13 protein-coding genes and 1 riboswitch are annotated in these 15,208 nt (G+C 45.8%); of the genes, 9 read left to right on the forward strand and 4 right to left on the reverse strand.

The genetic code is table 11. The annotated features are described in order from the left end of the window. Positions 1–25: 25 nt before the first annotated feature. The 5 genes from L1076_RS08265 to dapD all read left to right on the forward strand — a co-directional run bounded on the left by L1076_RS08265 (position 26) and on the right by dapD (position 4,954). Positions 26–943 (forward strand): LysR substrate-binding domain-containing protein, encoded by a 918-nt coding sequence (locus tag L1076_RS08265; protein ID WP_237303494.1) that lies wholly within the window; start codon positions 26–28, stop codon positions 941–943. 165 nt (positions 944–1,108) lie between these two features. After that, positions 1,109–1,408 (forward strand): YebG family protein, encoded by a 300-nt coding sequence (locus tag L1076_RS08270; RefSeq protein WP_005386503.1) that lies wholly within the window; start codon positions 1,109–1,111, stop codon positions 1,406–1,408. 156 nt (positions 1,409–1,564) lie between these two features. Continuing rightward, a riboswitch (Fluoride riboswitch) is annotated at positions 1,565–1,639 on the forward strand. Between the two features lie 260 nt (positions 1,640–1,899). Further along, the gene (locus L1076_RS08275) at positions 1,900–2,592 is read left to right on the forward strand and encodes an iron-sulfur cluster assembly scaffold protein (RefSeq protein WP_104037320.1); all 693 of its coding nucleotides are present in this window, start codon (positions 1,900–1,902) and stop codon (positions 2,590–2,592) included. Between the two features lie 23 nt (positions 2,593–2,615). Further along, positions 2,616–3,599, forward strand: a complete 984-nt coding sequence (locus tag L1076_RS08280) for a GGGtGRT protein (RefSeq protein WP_104037321.1) — start codon at positions 2,616–2,618, stop codon at positions 3,597–3,599. Between the two features lie 323 nt (positions 3,600–3,922). Continuing rightward, complete coding sequence (gene dapD, locus L1076_RS08285; protein WP_005391708.1) at positions 3,923–4,954, forward strand: 2,3,4,5-tetrahydropyridine-2,6-dicarboxylate N-succinyltransferase; 1,032 nt, start codon at positions 3,923–3,925, stop codon at positions 4,952–4,954. Between the two features lie 238 nt (positions 4,955–5,192). Here the strand turns inward: dapD and L1076_RS08290 are convergent, their stop codons facing one another. From L1076_RS08290 to glpT, 4 genes are all read right to left on the reverse strand, one after another. Next, complete coding sequence (locus L1076_RS08290) at positions 5,193–5,840, reverse strand: hypothetical protein (RefSeq protein WP_104037322.1); 648 nt, start codon at positions 5,838–5,840, stop codon at positions 5,193–5,195. Beyond that, on the reverse strand, positions 5,841–6,107 hold the full coding sequence (locus tag L1076_RS08295; RefSeq protein WP_039976299.1) for a YqaE/Pmp3 family membrane protein: 267 nt from the start codon (positions 6,105–6,107) through the stop codon (positions 5,841–5,843). 484 nt (positions 6,108–6,591) lie between these two features. Next, on the reverse strand, positions 6,592–7,647 hold the full coding sequence (gene glpQ / locus L1076_RS08300; protein WP_237303495.1) for a glycerophosphodiester phosphodiesterase: 1,056 nt from the start codon (positions 7,645–7,647) through the stop codon (positions 6,592–6,594). A 53-nt stretch (positions 7,648–7,700) separates the two neighbouring features. Then, a complete protein-coding gene (glpT, locus tag L1076_RS08305; protein ID WP_038879065.1) occupies positions 7,701–9,068 on the reverse strand; it encodes a glycerol-3-phosphate transporter in 1,368 nt (455 codons plus the stop codon). A gap of 869 nt (positions 9,069–9,937) precedes the next feature. On the opposite strand from glpT, the gene L1076_RS08310 reads away from it, so the two are divergent. The 4 genes from L1076_RS08310 (at position 9,938) to glpD (ending at position 15,089) form a co-directional block, all read left to right on the forward strand. Beyond that, on the forward strand, positions 9,938–10,792 hold the full coding sequence (locus L1076_RS08310; protein WP_186176745.1) for an MIP/aquaporin family protein: 855 nt from the start codon (positions 9,938–9,940) through the stop codon (positions 10,790–10,792). 58 nt (positions 10,793–10,850) lie between these two features. After that, positions 10,851–12,368 (forward strand): glycerol kinase GlpK, encoded by a 1,518-nt coding sequence (glpK, locus tag L1076_RS08315; protein ID WP_039976295.1) that lies wholly within the window; start codon positions 10,851–10,853, stop codon positions 12,366–12,368. Between the two features lie 190 nt (positions 12,369–12,558). After that, on the forward strand, positions 12,559–13,350 hold the full coding sequence (locus L1076_RS08320) for a DeoR/GlpR family transcriptional regulator (RefSeq protein WP_237303496.1): 792 nt from the start codon (positions 12,559–12,561) through the stop codon (positions 13,348–13,350). A 179-nt stretch (positions 13,351–13,529) separates the two neighbouring features. Beyond that, positions 13,530–15,089: a glycerol-3-phosphate dehydrogenase gene (gene glpD / locus L1076_RS08325; protein ID WP_237303497.1), complete on the forward strand. Its 1,560-nt coding sequence runs from the start codon at positions 13,530–13,532 to the stop codon at positions 15,087–15,089. The last annotated feature ends 119 nt before the right edge of the window (positions 15,090–15,208 follow it).

A 15,208-nucleotide genomic window follows, 5' to 3' on the forward strand; every position in this document is an offset into this window, starting at 1 on the left:
GTTCAGATAAACTTAACGGAATGTCATGCCTAGTCATATCTCTCTTAAACAACTGAAAGTTTTTACTACGATCACTCAGCACAAAACGCTAACTGCGGCTTCGGAAAGCCTGTTTCTTTCTAAGGCGGCCGTGAGTATGGCGCTGTCTGAGTTAGAGAAACAAATTGGTCATCACCTATTTGACCGGGTGAACAACCGCTTAATTCTCAACCAAGAAGGACAAAAACTTTTGCCCCTCGCGGATGAACTCCTCAACCGAGCTCGGGATATTGAGAGTGTGTTCGATGGCGACCAAACCTTATCAGGGCTGCTTCGCATCGGTGCCAGTGACACCATCGGCAACCAAGTTGCACCTTACCTGTTAAGTGATTTTCGTGATGAAACGAATCACCAATCGCAAAGTTTGTTCATCTCCAACTCCGCCCAGATTTGTGACATGTTGATCGCGTACGAACTCGACATCGCGCTCATCGAGGGCAAGACCATACACCCAGAGTTGGAATCAACGCAATTCACTGAAGACGAAATGTGTGTGATTTGTCCGCCGGACTACCCTAACTTCGATGAAGGGCCAATCAGTCTAAACGAACTCGAAGACACAGAGTGGATTCTGCGTGAGGCGGGGTCTGGTTCTCGTGAGTTCTTCATGCGCGCCATCGCTCCGCGTCTAGAACACTGGCATGAGGCTTTTCAACTCAACACCACCGAAGCGCTGATCAATTCGGTATCTGCCGGACTTGGCCTAGGTTGTTTATCACGCCTATCTGCTGAACCTGCAATTAGCGATGGTCGTGTGAAAATGCTCAACATGCCACTGGACATGAAGCGTCGCTTCTGGCTTTTGATCCACAAAGAGAAGTATCAAAACCCGCTCCTGCGTACGTTCATTGAATTCTGCCAAGATTGGGAGCGACCAGAGAACCCACATCTTAAAGATGGCTAGTGCGAGATAGCTCGTTCACGGGAGATAGTTCAAGGCAGATAGTTCAAATGCTGGTCACTTAGTTGTACACGGCTCTCATTCTGAGGCTTGTCACTAGACTTAATTGGTCAAAAACTGTATAAAAAGCCAGTATAAAATTTAACAAATTAACTTAGAGGACCAACCATGGCTGTAATCGTCAAGTACGTGGTAGAACGCAATGGAGAAGAGAAAATGACTTTTACCTCTAAAGCGGAAGCTGACGCATACGACAAAATGCTGGATATGGCGGACGAGTTATTCTCACTGCTAGGTAAGAGTGAACTTCTAGAAGACGAAGGTAAGCAAGAAGATCTTGCAATGTACCTTGCGCAAAACAAAGAAGAAGTGCTTTACGCTCTAGGTGCAAAACGTAAACCTGCACCAAAAAAAGCAAAGAAGCTTGAAGCTGTTGAAGAAGATAGCGAGCAAGAAGACGCTGCATAAGCCTCTCATTTGTTTAGAGAAAACGTCGCATTATGCGGCGTTTTTTTATGCGTTGCATTTATCGCCATATATCTCTGAGAACATAAAGAACCGATTTAATATCCCAAATTGCTCTAAATTTCATGTTGCAGATTAATGTGACTTAGATCTAATCTAAATGGGCACGGTGATGGGGTGCCACCGGAATCGAAAGATTCGAACCGCTTTAAAGCTAATGACTCCTACAGAAACGAAAACAGGTCAGCCCTGTTGGAAATGCTTTCGCCTATATTGTGAAAGCAAGAGTTCTGTAGTGAGCAATTCAACTCTTCTCCAACCCCGCTCCTGTTTTCTCAAAAATTAAAAAGATATCCAAAATAGTTGTTAACTCAACAAGGCGACAAACGCGTGAGCCTCCTGAACATAGTTTTTCTATCTGATGGAGCGAATAAGAGCAGTCAACGCCGTTGAGTCTGACCAATATGCCGGATATCGTACACTGGGAAAACATTATGCAATACTCACACGAAATCCAATCAATGTGCCCGATTCAACGCGGCGATCTTCATGCATCTGCACCGATCCCTGTTGAAGGCGCAATGATTAATCCAAAAGACGTTATCGCGATTTCTGGTCTTAGCCACGGCGTTGGCGCTTGTGCTCCTCAACAAGGCGCAGCAAAACTGACTCTTAACGTCAAAAGCGGCATCATCGAAGAAGCTTTGATCGAAACGATCGGCTGTTCAGGCATGACTCAATCAGCAGCGATGGCCGCAGAAATTCTAACTGGCAAAACCATTCTTGAAGCACTCAATACTGACTTAGTGTGTGATGCTATCAACGTCGCAATGCGCGAAATTTTCCTTCAATTTGTTTACGGTCGTACTCAATCTGCTTTCTCTGAAGGCGGCTTAGAAATTGGTGCGGCACTGGAAGACCTTGGTCAAACTCAACGTAGCCAAGTGGGTACTAGTTACTCAACTAAAGCAAAAGGCGTGCGTTACATGGAGTTAGCTGAAGGCTACGTAACAAAACTCGCGCTAGACGAAAACAAAGAAGTGATTGGTTACCAATATCTCAACCTAGGCAAGATGATGAAAGCCATCAACGAAGGCGTATCTGCTGCAGAAGCCGCAGACAAAGCAACGGGGACTTACGGTCGTTTTGACGAAGCCGTAACTACTATCAACCCACGCCAACAATAATTGCCACCTAGAGGAAAGAGATTATGAACACTCCAATTACTGAATCTGTACGTCGCACATTAGACGAAATGCAATTTTCTTCTCTGGAAGAGGCTTACCAATACTGTATGGATCGTGGTATCGACCCTAAAGCACTAGTGATGGACACTCAACCTATCGCGTTTGAAAGTGCTGCCGATGCCTACACGCTAGGCACTGCTTTGGCGATTTTCCGCGGAGCAAAAACAGCAGAAGAAGCAGCAAACATCATCGGTGAAGGCCTTCAAGCCTGCACAAAACCAGGCAGCGTAGCAGAACAACGCCGAGTGGGTATCGGTCACGGCACATTGGCGGCTCGTCTATTAAATGAAGAGAGTGGCTGTTTCGCTTTCCTTGCGGGCCATGAGTCATTCGCAGCGGCAGAAGGCGCAATCAAAATCGCATTGAACGTCAACAAATCACGTAAAAATCCGTTGAAAGTTATCCTAAATGGTTTGGGTAAAGACGCCGCTTACCTAATCTCACGCATTAACGGTTTCACTTACGTGCGCACTCAATACAACTACCAAACTGGTGAATTAGTGGAAGTAGAACGTCGCCGTTTCTCCCAAGGTCCACGTGGTGAGATCCTTTGCTACGGTGCAGACGATGTACGTGAAGGCGTGGCTATCATGCATAAAGAACAAGTGGATGTGAGCATCACTGGTAACTCAACCAACCCGACTCGCTTCCAACACCCAGTAGCAGGCATCTACAAAGCAGAACGTAACCGTGAAGGCATGCCTTACTTCTCTGTGGCATCAGGCGGTGGTACTGGTCGTACTCTACACCCAGATAACGTGGCGGCAGGTCCTGCCTCTTACGGTATGACCGATACCATGGGTCGCATGCACGCCGATGCACAATTCGCAGGTAGCTCTTCAGTACCTGCACACGTAGCGATGATGGGCTTCATCGGTATGGGCAACAATCCAATGGTAGGTGCAACTGTTGCACTTGCCGTAGCCGTCGGTGAACTTAGCCTTTAAGCCGATTTAATCGCTTTCTATCCAAAGCGATTAAATCCAACAAACCCAGTGTAGGGGGAGTGACTTCGGTCCTTCCCTTATTTTTTGCTATGCCCCTTTTCCAACTTCACTTTGTCTTTACCCCAAATCGGTCTGAGAAGGCTTTTGCGACACATTTCTCATCAGACAAACATATCTCTAAAAAGACAAAAGGTATCCATCTACAGACTTTCTACATTTCCCCTCTTTAAACTCCCCAACACTCTCTTTATGATGACTGACAACTTAATTATTTCTTGTCAGTGAACAGACGAGACACAAGACTCAACACATGGAGATCAACTATGGCTTTCTTCTCTCTAGCTTTTGGTACGGCAACTAAAAATCGCGACGGCAAAATCATCGAAGCGTTTTTCCCAAACCCAGTTCTTAACCCAAGCGAAGCGCTTGTTAACGCACTAGCAGCAGTAGCAGGTTACGAGCAAGGCAACCAAGCTATCGAGATCTCTGCAGCACAAAGCGCAGAACTGGCAGCAGCATTTGAAGCAAACGGCGATGCGGCAAACGCTTCTTTCGCAGCAAAAGCAGCAGAATCAGCACAACCACTTGTACTGGTTATCCTTGCCACTGACGAGCAGCCACAAAGCGTTGCTGAAGGTTTCCTAAAACTTCAACTTATCTCTAACCGCCTAGTTCAACCGCACGGTACGGTACTAGACGGTATCTTCGGTCTACTACACAACATCGCATGGACTAACGAAGGTCCAATCGACCTACCTGAACTAGCAGAGCGTCAAATCGAAGCTCGCCTAGCGGGTCGTGCACTAAGCGTAGATTGCGTAGACAAATTCCCTAAAATGGTGGACTACGTGGTACCAACTGGCGTTCGTATCGCTGACACTTCTCGCGTACGTCTTGGCGCACACGTTGGCGAAGGCACAACGGTAATGCACGAAGGCTTCATCAACTTCAACGCAGGTACAACTGGCGTGAGCATGGTTGAAGGTCGTATCTCTGCTGGCGTAGTGGTTGGTAACGGCTCTGACATCGGCGGCGGCGCATCTATCATGGGTACGCTTTCTGGCGGCGGTAAAGTTGTGGTTTCTATCGGTGAAAACTCTCTACTAGGCGCGAATGCAGGTCTTGGCTTCCCAATGGGTGACCGTTGTACTATCGAATCAGGTCTGTACGTAACTGCTGGTTCTAAAGTGCGCATGCTAGATTCTGCTGGTCAAGAAGTAGAAGTAGTGAAAGCACGCGATCTTGCTGGTGTGTCTGACCTACTGTTCCGTCGTAACTCTGTAACAGGTCAAATCGAGTGTCTTGCAAACAAGAGCGCGGTTGAACTAAACAGCGAACTGCATAAAAACAACTAATAAGAATACCCAAATAACCTCGAGATGCTTGATTCAGCGAGGCTGACTTGGCTTGCAGACGCGGCAACGAGTTGAAGATCTAGTCAGTCTAAATCAAAGCTCGTTAACAAAGCATGAAAGCCAAGACAACTAGCCCTTTGGGAGCATCTTGAAGTCATTTGGGTATTGCAGTGAATTAGCCCTACGAAAAATCCCCCAGCAGGAAACTGTTGGGGGATTTTTTAATTATCAGTCTTAACTAGCGCTTTATCGGACGAATCCACATCGATAAATCAGGGCATTCGTACTTTAAGTGATCCATTAATTGCTTTGCTTCCGAGTATTTGAAATACACGTCACTAAACAAATAGTACGAGCCGTGAATATGGTGCTCATATAAAGGTGCAGTCGCACATTGTGCAAATACCTTGTTCGGAGGCTTAACGCCAGAGTAGAGCTGAACAACATAAGCCTTAGAGTTTGATGTCGATGGTCGAGATGGTTTTGGTGGTGGCGCTGGATTCGATTTCTTTTGACCAGTTTTTTTCTCTAATAATGAACAGCTGGCAGCGTTGATATCAAAAGACATCACTTTCGATTTATCCGCGGCATCCAGAATATTGACGCGCTGAGCCTTCGCATCTCCAAAACACTCTTTTGCCAACGCATAAGTTGCCAGTTCGCTCAATACACAAGATGACGAGTCGTAATAGATTTGCTGCACACCGTTGTTCAACTGCGCTTGCGGAGAGCATTTCACCATCTGACGGAACTCTGCGCCATCCAAGATCCACAAATCGACCGCTTCTTGAATCGTGAGCTCTGCTTGTGCACTAGAAGCAAACCCAAAACAACTCAATAGTAAGCCCCCCCAGAAATAAGGCTTACCTTTATTCGACGAAAACACCTACTCGTCTCCACCACCATCTTGATCCGAAGACGCTGGCGCTTTTCGTGCGTAATTTGAGAACGCCTCTGAGCCATCTCTCTCTGCAGCTAGCTTCTCGATTTTTTTATCCGTTTCGTAATTAACTAATGCGTATACAGACCAAATGGCAGCGGGCAACCAACCAACCAAAGTAATCTGCAATAACAAACAGATCACGCCCGCCCAATAACGGCCAATAGTAAAAAATTGAAGCCAAGGAATTAGAATGGCAAGTACTAGTCTCATGTCATGTCCTATTAAGTCTTTTATTATTCATGCTCGTATTGCGCACTAATGCTCGGCTTATCAGCGAATGAATTGCCGTCGGGATCGCTTTGTTCAAAAGAAAAGGCCGCCTAAGAATTTGGAGCTACGAGCCGACATGTGAAGCAAGACTTAAGCGGCAAGCTGAAAGGGCAAACTAAGCCACTGGAACACAGTCTTCTCCACAATGGCATTAGCAAAGGGCACCAATTTACAATACCCCTGTATAGTAACCATATCGGTGGTGTGAATATTTAGCATCTGCAAATCAAGAACAATGGGAATGCATACACAGCGGGAGCAATGAAAGAGAAGTAAAAGGTGTTGATCGCGTTCCATACATATAAAAAATCCCCCAACAGGAGAGTCACTGTTGAGGGATAATGATTGCTCAATGAGAGCCTATTGTTACGACATGGCGTGTGACGTAATACTGAGCGTTTCAAACACTCAGTTTTTTAGAACTTTACTTGTTCAAAAAGTTCACCGCTTTATCAGGGAAGTCAGTAAACAAACCATCCACTTTCACCTGATTGTAGAAGATGTCCATCATCCCATCGAAGCTGTCGGTGTAAGCAGGAATACGCCCAGGGTCCGCTCGGAAAGTATAAGGGTGTACTTGTAAGCCCGCGTCTTTTGCCGCTTTCATCAAAGGTTTGATGATAATGTTATCCTTGGTTGATTTGTCATCCACCAACATTGGCTTCCAAGGACCGATCCCTTCTGCGTATTCCGCGACCTTCTTCATACCATTGGCTTCAAACATCCAGTCATAACTGTATGGTGTTGCCTTGTCGCCTTTGTACTCCATGGTCTCGTTCCAGTCGGTGTAAGCCATGAGCTGAACGAGCTTTAAATCCATGTCCATTGCAGGCATGAGCTCACTGTTGATGCGTTGAAGCTCATTCGCATCAAAACACTGAAGGTATACTTTGTCGTCTTGCGAATCGTAACCGTACTGCTTTAAAACGTTAAGCACCGCTTTTGATATGTCTTTACCTTCATGGCGATGGAACCAAGGCGCTTTAATTTCTGGGTAGATACCGATGTCATAACCCAGTGTTTTATTTAAACCTTGGATCAACTCAATCTCTTCCGCAAAAGTAGGAACGGTAAAATCTGATTTCCACATTGGGAATCGTGTCGGATAACCAGCAACCTTGTTACCTTTATCATCGATGTTAAAGCCTTCAGTGACTCGCAATGATTTGATTTCTTCCAAAGTGAAATCAATCGCGTAGTAGCGACCATCTTTACGAGCACGGTCTGGGAATCGCTCAGCCACATCGGTCACGCGATCGAGGTAATGATCATGCAATACGACGAGTTGATCGTCTTTGGTCATCACCACATCTTGCTCGATGTAGTCCGGCTTCATTGCATACGCAAGAGCTTTTGCTTCTAACGTATGTTCTGGCAGATAACCCGATGCTCCTCGGTGCGCGATAACAAGCGGTTGTGCTACCACTCCAGCCGAAATGCCGAGAGCGAGAATCGTCATGCAAATTGACGTTGTTTTCATTGTTCTTTCCTTAACTTATTGAAGGAGCAGTATTCCACCGCCCCTTTAATGTTTTATGACGCCAATGCTTCTTTCTCACGTGCTTTTTGTTCGTGATGAGCGCGTTCACCCAAGAAAGCGTAAATCAAGCAGATAATAGAGGTAATACAAGACCCGACAAGAATGATGAACCCACCATCCCAACCGAAGTGGTCAACGGTGTAACCAAGAATAGCGTTCGCAGCAACAGCGCCACCTAAGTATCCGAATAGCCCGGTCAAGCCAGCGGCAGTACCCGCCGCTTTTTTAGGAGCAAGCTCTAGTGCATACAAACCAATCAACATCACTGGGCCGTAAATCAAGAAACCGATAGCCACCAGCGCCATCATATCGACGGCTGGATTACCTGCTGGGTTAAACCAGTAAACAAGCACCGCAACCGTGACAAGAACCATAAATAAGATGCCAGCAGGGGCGCGGCGGCCTTTAAACACTTTGTCAGAAATCCAACCACACAATAACGTGCCAGGAATGCCAGCCCACTCGTATAGGAAGTAAGCCCAAGAAGATTTATCTACTGAGAAGTCTTTTGCTTCTTTTAAATACACTGGAGCCCAGTCCAACACACCGTAGCGGATCAGGTAAACAAACGCGTTCGCGATCGCAATTGACCACAACAATTTATTAGAAAAGACATACTTGAAGAAAATCTCCTTCGCACTCATTTCTTTCTCATGAGACTTGTCGTAATCGTCTGGGTAGTCGTCTTTATACTCTTCAATTGGCGGAAGACCACAAGATTGAGGTGTATCTCTTACCGTGAACCAAATAAAGACAGCTACGAGCGTGGCAAAAAATGCAGGAACATAGAAAGCGGTGCGCCAATCGTCGTTAAATGCCCAAAGACCAAGAATAAATAGTGGACCAATTAAACCACCACCTACGTTATGCGCCACGTTCCAAACCGATACGATCTCACCACGTTCTTTACGTGACCACCAGTGAACCATGGTTCGACCACAGGCAGGCCATCCCATACCTTGGAACCAACCGTTTAGGAACAATAGAATAAACATCGCGGTAATGCTGCCCGTAGCCCAAGGCATAAAGCCGAAGCAGAACATCACAAGCGCAGACATTAACAGACCGCCACTTAAGAAATAACGAGGGTTAGAGCGGTCAGAAACACTGCCCATTAAGAATTTTGATAAACCGTAAGCAATGGAAACTGCAGCTAAAGCAACACCTAAGTCACCACGGCTAAAACCTTGTTCAATAAGGTAAGGCATCGCCAAGCTAAAGTTTTTACGCACTAAATAATAGCCAGCGTAACCGACGAAGATACCGATGAAGAGTTGCCAACGTAAGCGAGAATAGGTGCCGTCGATCTTATCGGACGATAAGCGATCGATATGCGCCTTAGGTTTGAATATTCCAAACATAGGAACCTCATTAATTATGTGAGCGATGGTAGGGAGTAATAAATCGCGAACGAGCAAAAAGGAGTTTCGTTCGAAAGTGAATGCATTTTATGAAATACAATTTTTATTTCTGTGATAAATGTTGCATAGGAATTAAATTTCAGTAAATACAGTAAACTAGAAGCATTTAATTAGACAGTGCTTCCATTTCCCCCACATTCCGTTACTGTCTATATAGAGCATGAAGTGCGCAAACGAACAAAACCATCGCTATCTTAAGTAAACCAAGCGCTCAAATGACCACATAAATGGATAAAAGGTAGAGGTTGAAGAGATAAAACACGCTATTTAAGTAATTAAAGACCAGCATGACGTGTTGCAACAATGTCACTTCGTTAACAATTAGCATCGACATCAGCCAACCAATCCCAAAGCGCATTCAAAACAAATCTCTAGTAAAAGACGTCGTATCAACCACAAATAAACTTCTTCATTCTTAACGGTGGTTTAACTCAGAGCAACGAGCTCATCAATATCAGCCTCCCCCTTATCATCATTAGTGTCAGCTAGCTCTTTAGGGTTAGTTTTCAACCAGTAATCTGAGTAATTTCCCACCATTCGCGAAGCAGCTTCACAAAACTCCTCTTACCAGTTTGTGCATTGATTTTCACATCGGTAGTTTTAGGCCGAAAAATAGAAGTAGAAGCTTCTGAATCGTTTTATCGAGTTTCCTTTTTGAGCAAAAGATGCGTCAATTAACAAAAACGAAGAGTTTGATTAACAAATTTATGCTCAAACGCTCACTTTTAACGCTCGTTTGTTTTCGCAAACGTTTATATATGCACAATAGAACCGTGCTAGATAAGCATAAATATTAAAGGACTCTTAACATGACAACGAACAAACACCCCTCACTGCTCGGAGAATGTTTGGCCGAGTTTATCGGTACCGGATTACTTATCTTTTTTGGCGTAGGCTGTGTTGCTGCACTCGTTTTGACCGGAGCTCAATTTGGTCAATGGGAAATCAGTATTGTATGGGGCTTTGGCGTCGCCATTGCAATTTACTGTACTGCGGGCGTATCCGGTGCACACATCAACCCTGCAGTTACCATCGCGCTGGCGATGTTCCATGGATTCGATAAGGCGAAAGTGGTGCCTTATATCATTGCGCAAATGCTCGGTGCATTTTGCTCTGCCGCTTTGGTTTACAGCTTGTACAGCAACCTATTTACTGATTACGAAATCGCACACAATTTCGTTCGTAGCAGCCAAGACGCATTAGCAACAGCAGGTATTTTCTCGACTTACCCACACGCTTCTCTCTCTTTCTTTGGCGCTTTTGCTGTGGAATTCGTGATTACTGCAGTGCTAATGTTTGCCATTCTTGCTCTTGGTGATGAGAACAACGGTGCACCTCGCGGCGCTATGAACCCATTACTTATCGGTATTCTCATTGCGGTTATCGGTGGTTCTTTAGGCCCACTGACTGGCTTTGCGATGAACCCTGCTCGTGACTTCGGCCCTAAACTGTTTGCTTACTTTGCCGGCTGGGATTACGCACTGACCGGTGCGCGTGAAATCCCATACTTTATTGTTCCAATTCTTGCTCCTATCGCAGGTGCTTGCTTCGGTGGTTGGTTGTACCCGAAAGCGATTGCTACATATCTGCCACAACAAGGTCATGGCTGTACTATCCCTAACCAGTGCGAGACCGAAGAAGAAGCAGAACAAGCTCAAGCTTAAAACCAACTCATTCGAACATTTACTAAAATATAAATAACGAAACAAAAGGATTCTTACCATGACTGAGCAAAAATACATTGTTGCCCTAGACCAAGGCACGACAAGCTCTCGTGCTGTCATTCTGGATCATGACGCGAATATCGTAAGCGTCGCTCAGCGAGAATTTACTCAGATTTATCCAGAGGCTGGTTGGGTTGAACATGACCCAATGGAAATCTGGGCAACTCAAAGCTCTACTTTGGTTGAAGCACTTGCAAAAACCGGTATCCGTAGCGACCAACTTGTTGGTATCGGTATTACCAACCAACGTGAAACCACAATTGTATGGAACAAAGAAACAGGCAAGCCGGTTTACAACGCGATCGTGTGGCAATGTCGCCGTACTGCCGATATTTGTGAAGAATTAAAAGCGCGCGGACTAGAAGATTACGTTCGCGACAATACAGGTCTGGTTTTAGACCCTTACTTCTCTGGCACAAAAGTGAAGTGGATTCTAGATAACGTTGAAGGCGCGCGTGAAGAAGCGGAAGCGGGCAAGTTGTTATTCGGTACAGTGGATACTTGGCTGGTTTGGAAAATGACACAAGGCCGCGTTCACGTAACCGATTACACCAACGCTTCGCGCACTATGCTTTTCAACATTAACGACCTATGCTGGGATCAGAAAATGCTGGATGAATTAGGCATTCCAGCGTCGATGATGCCAGAAGTCAAACGCTCATCAGAAATCTACGGTCAAACTAACATTGGTGGTAAAGGCGGTACTCGTATCCCAATCGCGGGTATTGCAGGTGACCAACAAGCCGCGCTTTACGGTCAGATGTGTGTTGAAGCTGGCCAAGCGAAGAACACCTACGGTACAGGTTGTTTCTTGTTGATGAACACAGGTCAAGAGAAGGTCACATCGAAAAATGGCCTGCTGACTACGCTAGCATGTGGTCCAAAAGGTGAACCAGCTTACGCCCTTGAAGGTGCAGTATTCATGGGTGGTGCTTCAATTCAATGGCTACGTGACGAAATGAAGATTCTGGCTGGTGCTGAAGACTCGGAATACTTCGCAACTAAAGTCGATTCTTCAAATGGGGTTTATGTCGTTCCTGCCTTTACTGGGTTAGGTGCACCATACTGGGATGCTTACGCTCGCGGTACGATTGTTGGTCTTACTCGTGGTGTTAACTCTAACCACATAATCCGTGCAACGCTGGAAGGTATCGCTTACCAAACTCGCGACGTGCTAGATGCAATGCAAGCAGACTCTGGCATCAAGCTCGCGAACCTGCGCGTTGATGGCGGCGCAGTGGCGAACAACTTCCTAATGCAGTTCCAATCTGATGTGTTAGATACCGAAGTTCACCGCCCTCAAGTGACCGAAGTGACCGCTTTGGGTGCTGCCTACCTAGCCGGCCTAGCGGTTGGTTTCTGGGATAGCATTGATGAACTGCAAGACAAAGCTGTGCTCGATCGCACATTCGAACCACATGATGATGAAGAGAAACGTAACCGTCGTTACAAAGGTTGGAAGCGCGCGGTGAAGTGTGCTCAAACCTGGTCTGAGCTTCACGACGAAGACGATTAATTTCTGATAAACGATTAGTTTCCCCCTGATTAATCATAAAGAGCGCCGAGTTGGCGCTCTTTTTTTGCGTTCGATCGCGGATTCCCTATTCCCACGACTTCTCACAATGCGCCAATTCGAGCACAATAGAGCGAGTTTCTATATTCGAATTTGAAGCATTGGCGATTACCAGTGCACAAGGGAGTGCTAAGTGAAGCAAATACCAAGACACCAACAGATTGTTGAGTTGGTGAAAAAACAAGGCTATGTCAGCACGGATGAGCTAGTAGAAAAATTTAATGTCAGCCCTCAGACTATTCGCCGCGACCTAAATGACCTCGCAGATGAAAACAAGATTCGTCGCTACCATGGTGGCGCAACTATACCTTTAAGCTCAGAGAATACCTCCTACAACACGCGTAAAGCACTTAACTTCAACGAAAAGGACGTAATTGCTGACGAGTTGGTTAAACATATTCCCGATGGCGCAACTCTGTTTATTGATATCGGAACGACACCAGAATCGGTTGCTCGTGCGCTCAATAAAAATCATAAACAGCTTCGCGTGGTGACCAACAACATTAATGTTGCCACCATTCTTTTACCCAACCCGGAGATCAAAGTGATTTTGGCGGGCGGTGAAGTTCGCAACCGAGACGGCGGCATTGTCGGTGAAGCAACACTCGATTTCGTCAAACAATTCCGCCTCGACTTCGGTATTTTGGGCATCAGTGGTATCGATTTTGATGGCTCACTACTGGACTTTGATTACCACGAAGTTCGCGTTAAACAGGCGATTATCGATAACAGCCGCAGCGTTTTCCTTGCGGTTGACCATTCGAAGTTTGGTCGTAATGCGATGGTGAAACTGGGCAATATCGCGCAATTGAACATGGTATTTACCAACAAACAACCACCAGAAGAGATTCTTGCGATTCTAAAAGAAGCAGCCGTTCCGCTCGAAGTGGTTGATACGCAAATGGAAAGAACCATAACCGAATAGCGTTTACACGCACTATTTACGCGCATAAATGACCTCTGTCTTAATTAGGCAGAGGTTTTTTTGTGCCCAAATCACACAAAACGCTCATAAACGAAAATAAATAATGACCACAAACGAAACCTAAGCTAGGATAAACTCATGTTCTAAAATGCTCGTTCGCTCACCAAGAGGTCAAATTTATGAGTATCCAACAAAATACTTCCACGACGAATTCATCCCCTACTCTAGACATGATCGTGATCGGCGGCGGCATTAACGGGGCTGGTATTGCTGCAGATGCTGCTGGCCGTGGTTTAAGCGTCGGTTTGTATGAAGCTAACGACTTCGCATCGGCAACCTCTTCTGCAAGTTCAAAACTGATCCACGGTGGATTACGTTACCTTGAACACTATGAGTTTCGTTTGGTTTCGGAAGCGCTCGCTGAGCGTGAAGTGATCTTACGCAAAGCGCCTCATGTGGCTCTGCCAATGCGCTTCCGTTTACCTCATCGTCCATTTTTACGCCCAGCTTGGATGATCCGCTGTGGCTTGTTCCTTTACGATAACTTGGGTAAACGAACCACTCTTCCAGGCAGCAAAACCGTCAACCTAGCAAAATCAGGTCTATTAAAACCTGAAATGAAAACCGGTTTCGAATACTCAGATTGTTGGGTAGATGACGCACGCTTGGTGTTGTTGAACGTTCTAGCGGCTAAAGAGAATAACGCAGAAGTTCGCAACTACTGCCGCGTAGAAAAAGCACACCGTGAAGGCGGCATTTGGCATGTCACTATTCATGACGTCACCACAGACCAACGTTTCGAACGCAAAGCGAAAGCTCTGGTTAACGCTGCTGGTCCATGGGTGAAACAGTTCTTTGATGAAGGATTAGAACAAACCTCCCCTCGCAACATTCGTTTGATCAAAGGCTCGCACATCGTTGTTCCTCGTATCCACAACGAGCCGCAAGCCTACATCCTACAAAACAAAGATAACCGCATCGTATTTATGATCCCTTACCTAGATAAGTTCTCGATCATTGGTACAACAGATGTGGAATACAAAGGCGATCCGCGTGAAGTCGCGATTTCCGAAGATGAAGTCGATTACTTGATCGATATCGTTAACCAACACTTTGTCCACCAGCTAAGCCGCGAAGACGTGGTGTGGACATACAGTGGTGTACGTCCTTTGTGTGATGATGAGTCTGACTCACCGCAAGCGATCACACGTGACTACACACTAGAACTAGACGCTGAATACGACCACGCACCTTTACTTTCAGTGTTCGGTGGCAAGCTCACGACTTACCGTAAGCTTGGTGAAGCAGCAATGAAGAAACTTGCCCCGTTCCTACCTGAAATGGGTAAAGATTGGACAGCAAACCAAACCCTTCCTGGTGGTAACTTCAGTTGCAACCGTGAGCAACTTGCGAAGATGATTCATGCGAAATACTCGTGGGCATCAGAAGCGATGTTGCTGCGCTACGTGACTCAGTTTGGTACACAAACTTGGGACCTAATGGAAGACACTAGCAGCGTAGAAGATCTTGGTCATTGCTTCTCAGAGCAAGCAAGCGGCGTATATCAACGCGAAATTGATTACTTGATGAATCACGAAATGGCGCTAACCGATGAAGACATCTTATGGCGTCGCACAAAACTTGGTTTATACATGAACGAAGAGGAGAAAATCGCACTGGCAGAATATCTAAAAGAGAAGCTGCAACAGAAAGTCGTTAGCCTCTCACAAGTAAGTTAAATTGGACTCTCCTAATACAAAGCCTGCACCCCGCAGGCTTTTTCTTTTTCCGGTGAATACTCAGCATCAAACGCTTCTATCGAAAGCACAAAAAGTTTTAATTTCAGGCGATTAGCACT

Origin of the sequence: Vibrio sp. MMG023 (assembly GCF_021654215.1) — a bacterium.
GTDB lineage: Bacteria > Pseudomonadota > Gammaproteobacteria > Enterobacterales > Vibrionaceae > Vibrio > Vibrio jasicida.

Coding starts and splice junctions, on each gene's coding strand:
- glpK (WP_039976295.1), top strand. CDS start 10,851: ATGACTGAGCAAAAATACATTGTTGCCCTAGACCAAGGCACGACAAGC.
- L1076_RS08310 (WP_186176745.1), top strand. CDS start 9,938: ATGACAACGAACAAACACCCCTCACTGCTCGGAGAATGTTTGGCCGAG.
- L1076_RS08265 (WP_237303494.1), top strand. CDS start 26: ATGCCTAGTCATATCTCTCTTAAACAACTGAAAGTTTTTACTACGATC.
- L1076_RS08270 (WP_005386503.1), top strand. CDS start 1,109: ATGGCTGTAATCGTCAAGTACGTGGTAGAACGCAATGGAGAAGAGAAA.
- glpQ (WP_237303495.1), bottom strand. CDS start 7,647: ATGAAAACAACGTCAATTTGCATGACGATTCTCGCTCTCGGCATTTCG.
- glpD (WP_237303497.1), top strand. CDS start 13,530: ATGAGTATCCAACAAAATACTTCCACGACGAATTCATCCCCTACTCTA.
- L1076_RS08275 (WP_104037320.1), top strand. CDS start 1,900: ATGCAATACTCACACGAAATCCAATCAATGTGCCCGATTCAACGCGGC.
- L1076_RS08280 (WP_104037321.1), top strand. CDS start 2,616: ATGAACACTCCAATTACTGAATCTGTACGTCGCACATTAGACGAAATG.
- L1076_RS08295 (WP_039976299.1), bottom strand. CDS start 6,107: ATGAGACTAGTACTTGCCATTCTAATTCCTTGGCTTCAATTTTTTACT.
- dapD (WP_005391708.1), top strand. CDS start 3,923: ATGGCTTTCTTCTCTCTAGCTTTTGGTACGGCAACTAAAAATCGCGAC.
- glpT (WP_038879065.1), bottom strand. CDS start 9,068: ATGTTTGGAATATTCAAACCTAAGGCGCATATCGATCGCTTATCGTCC.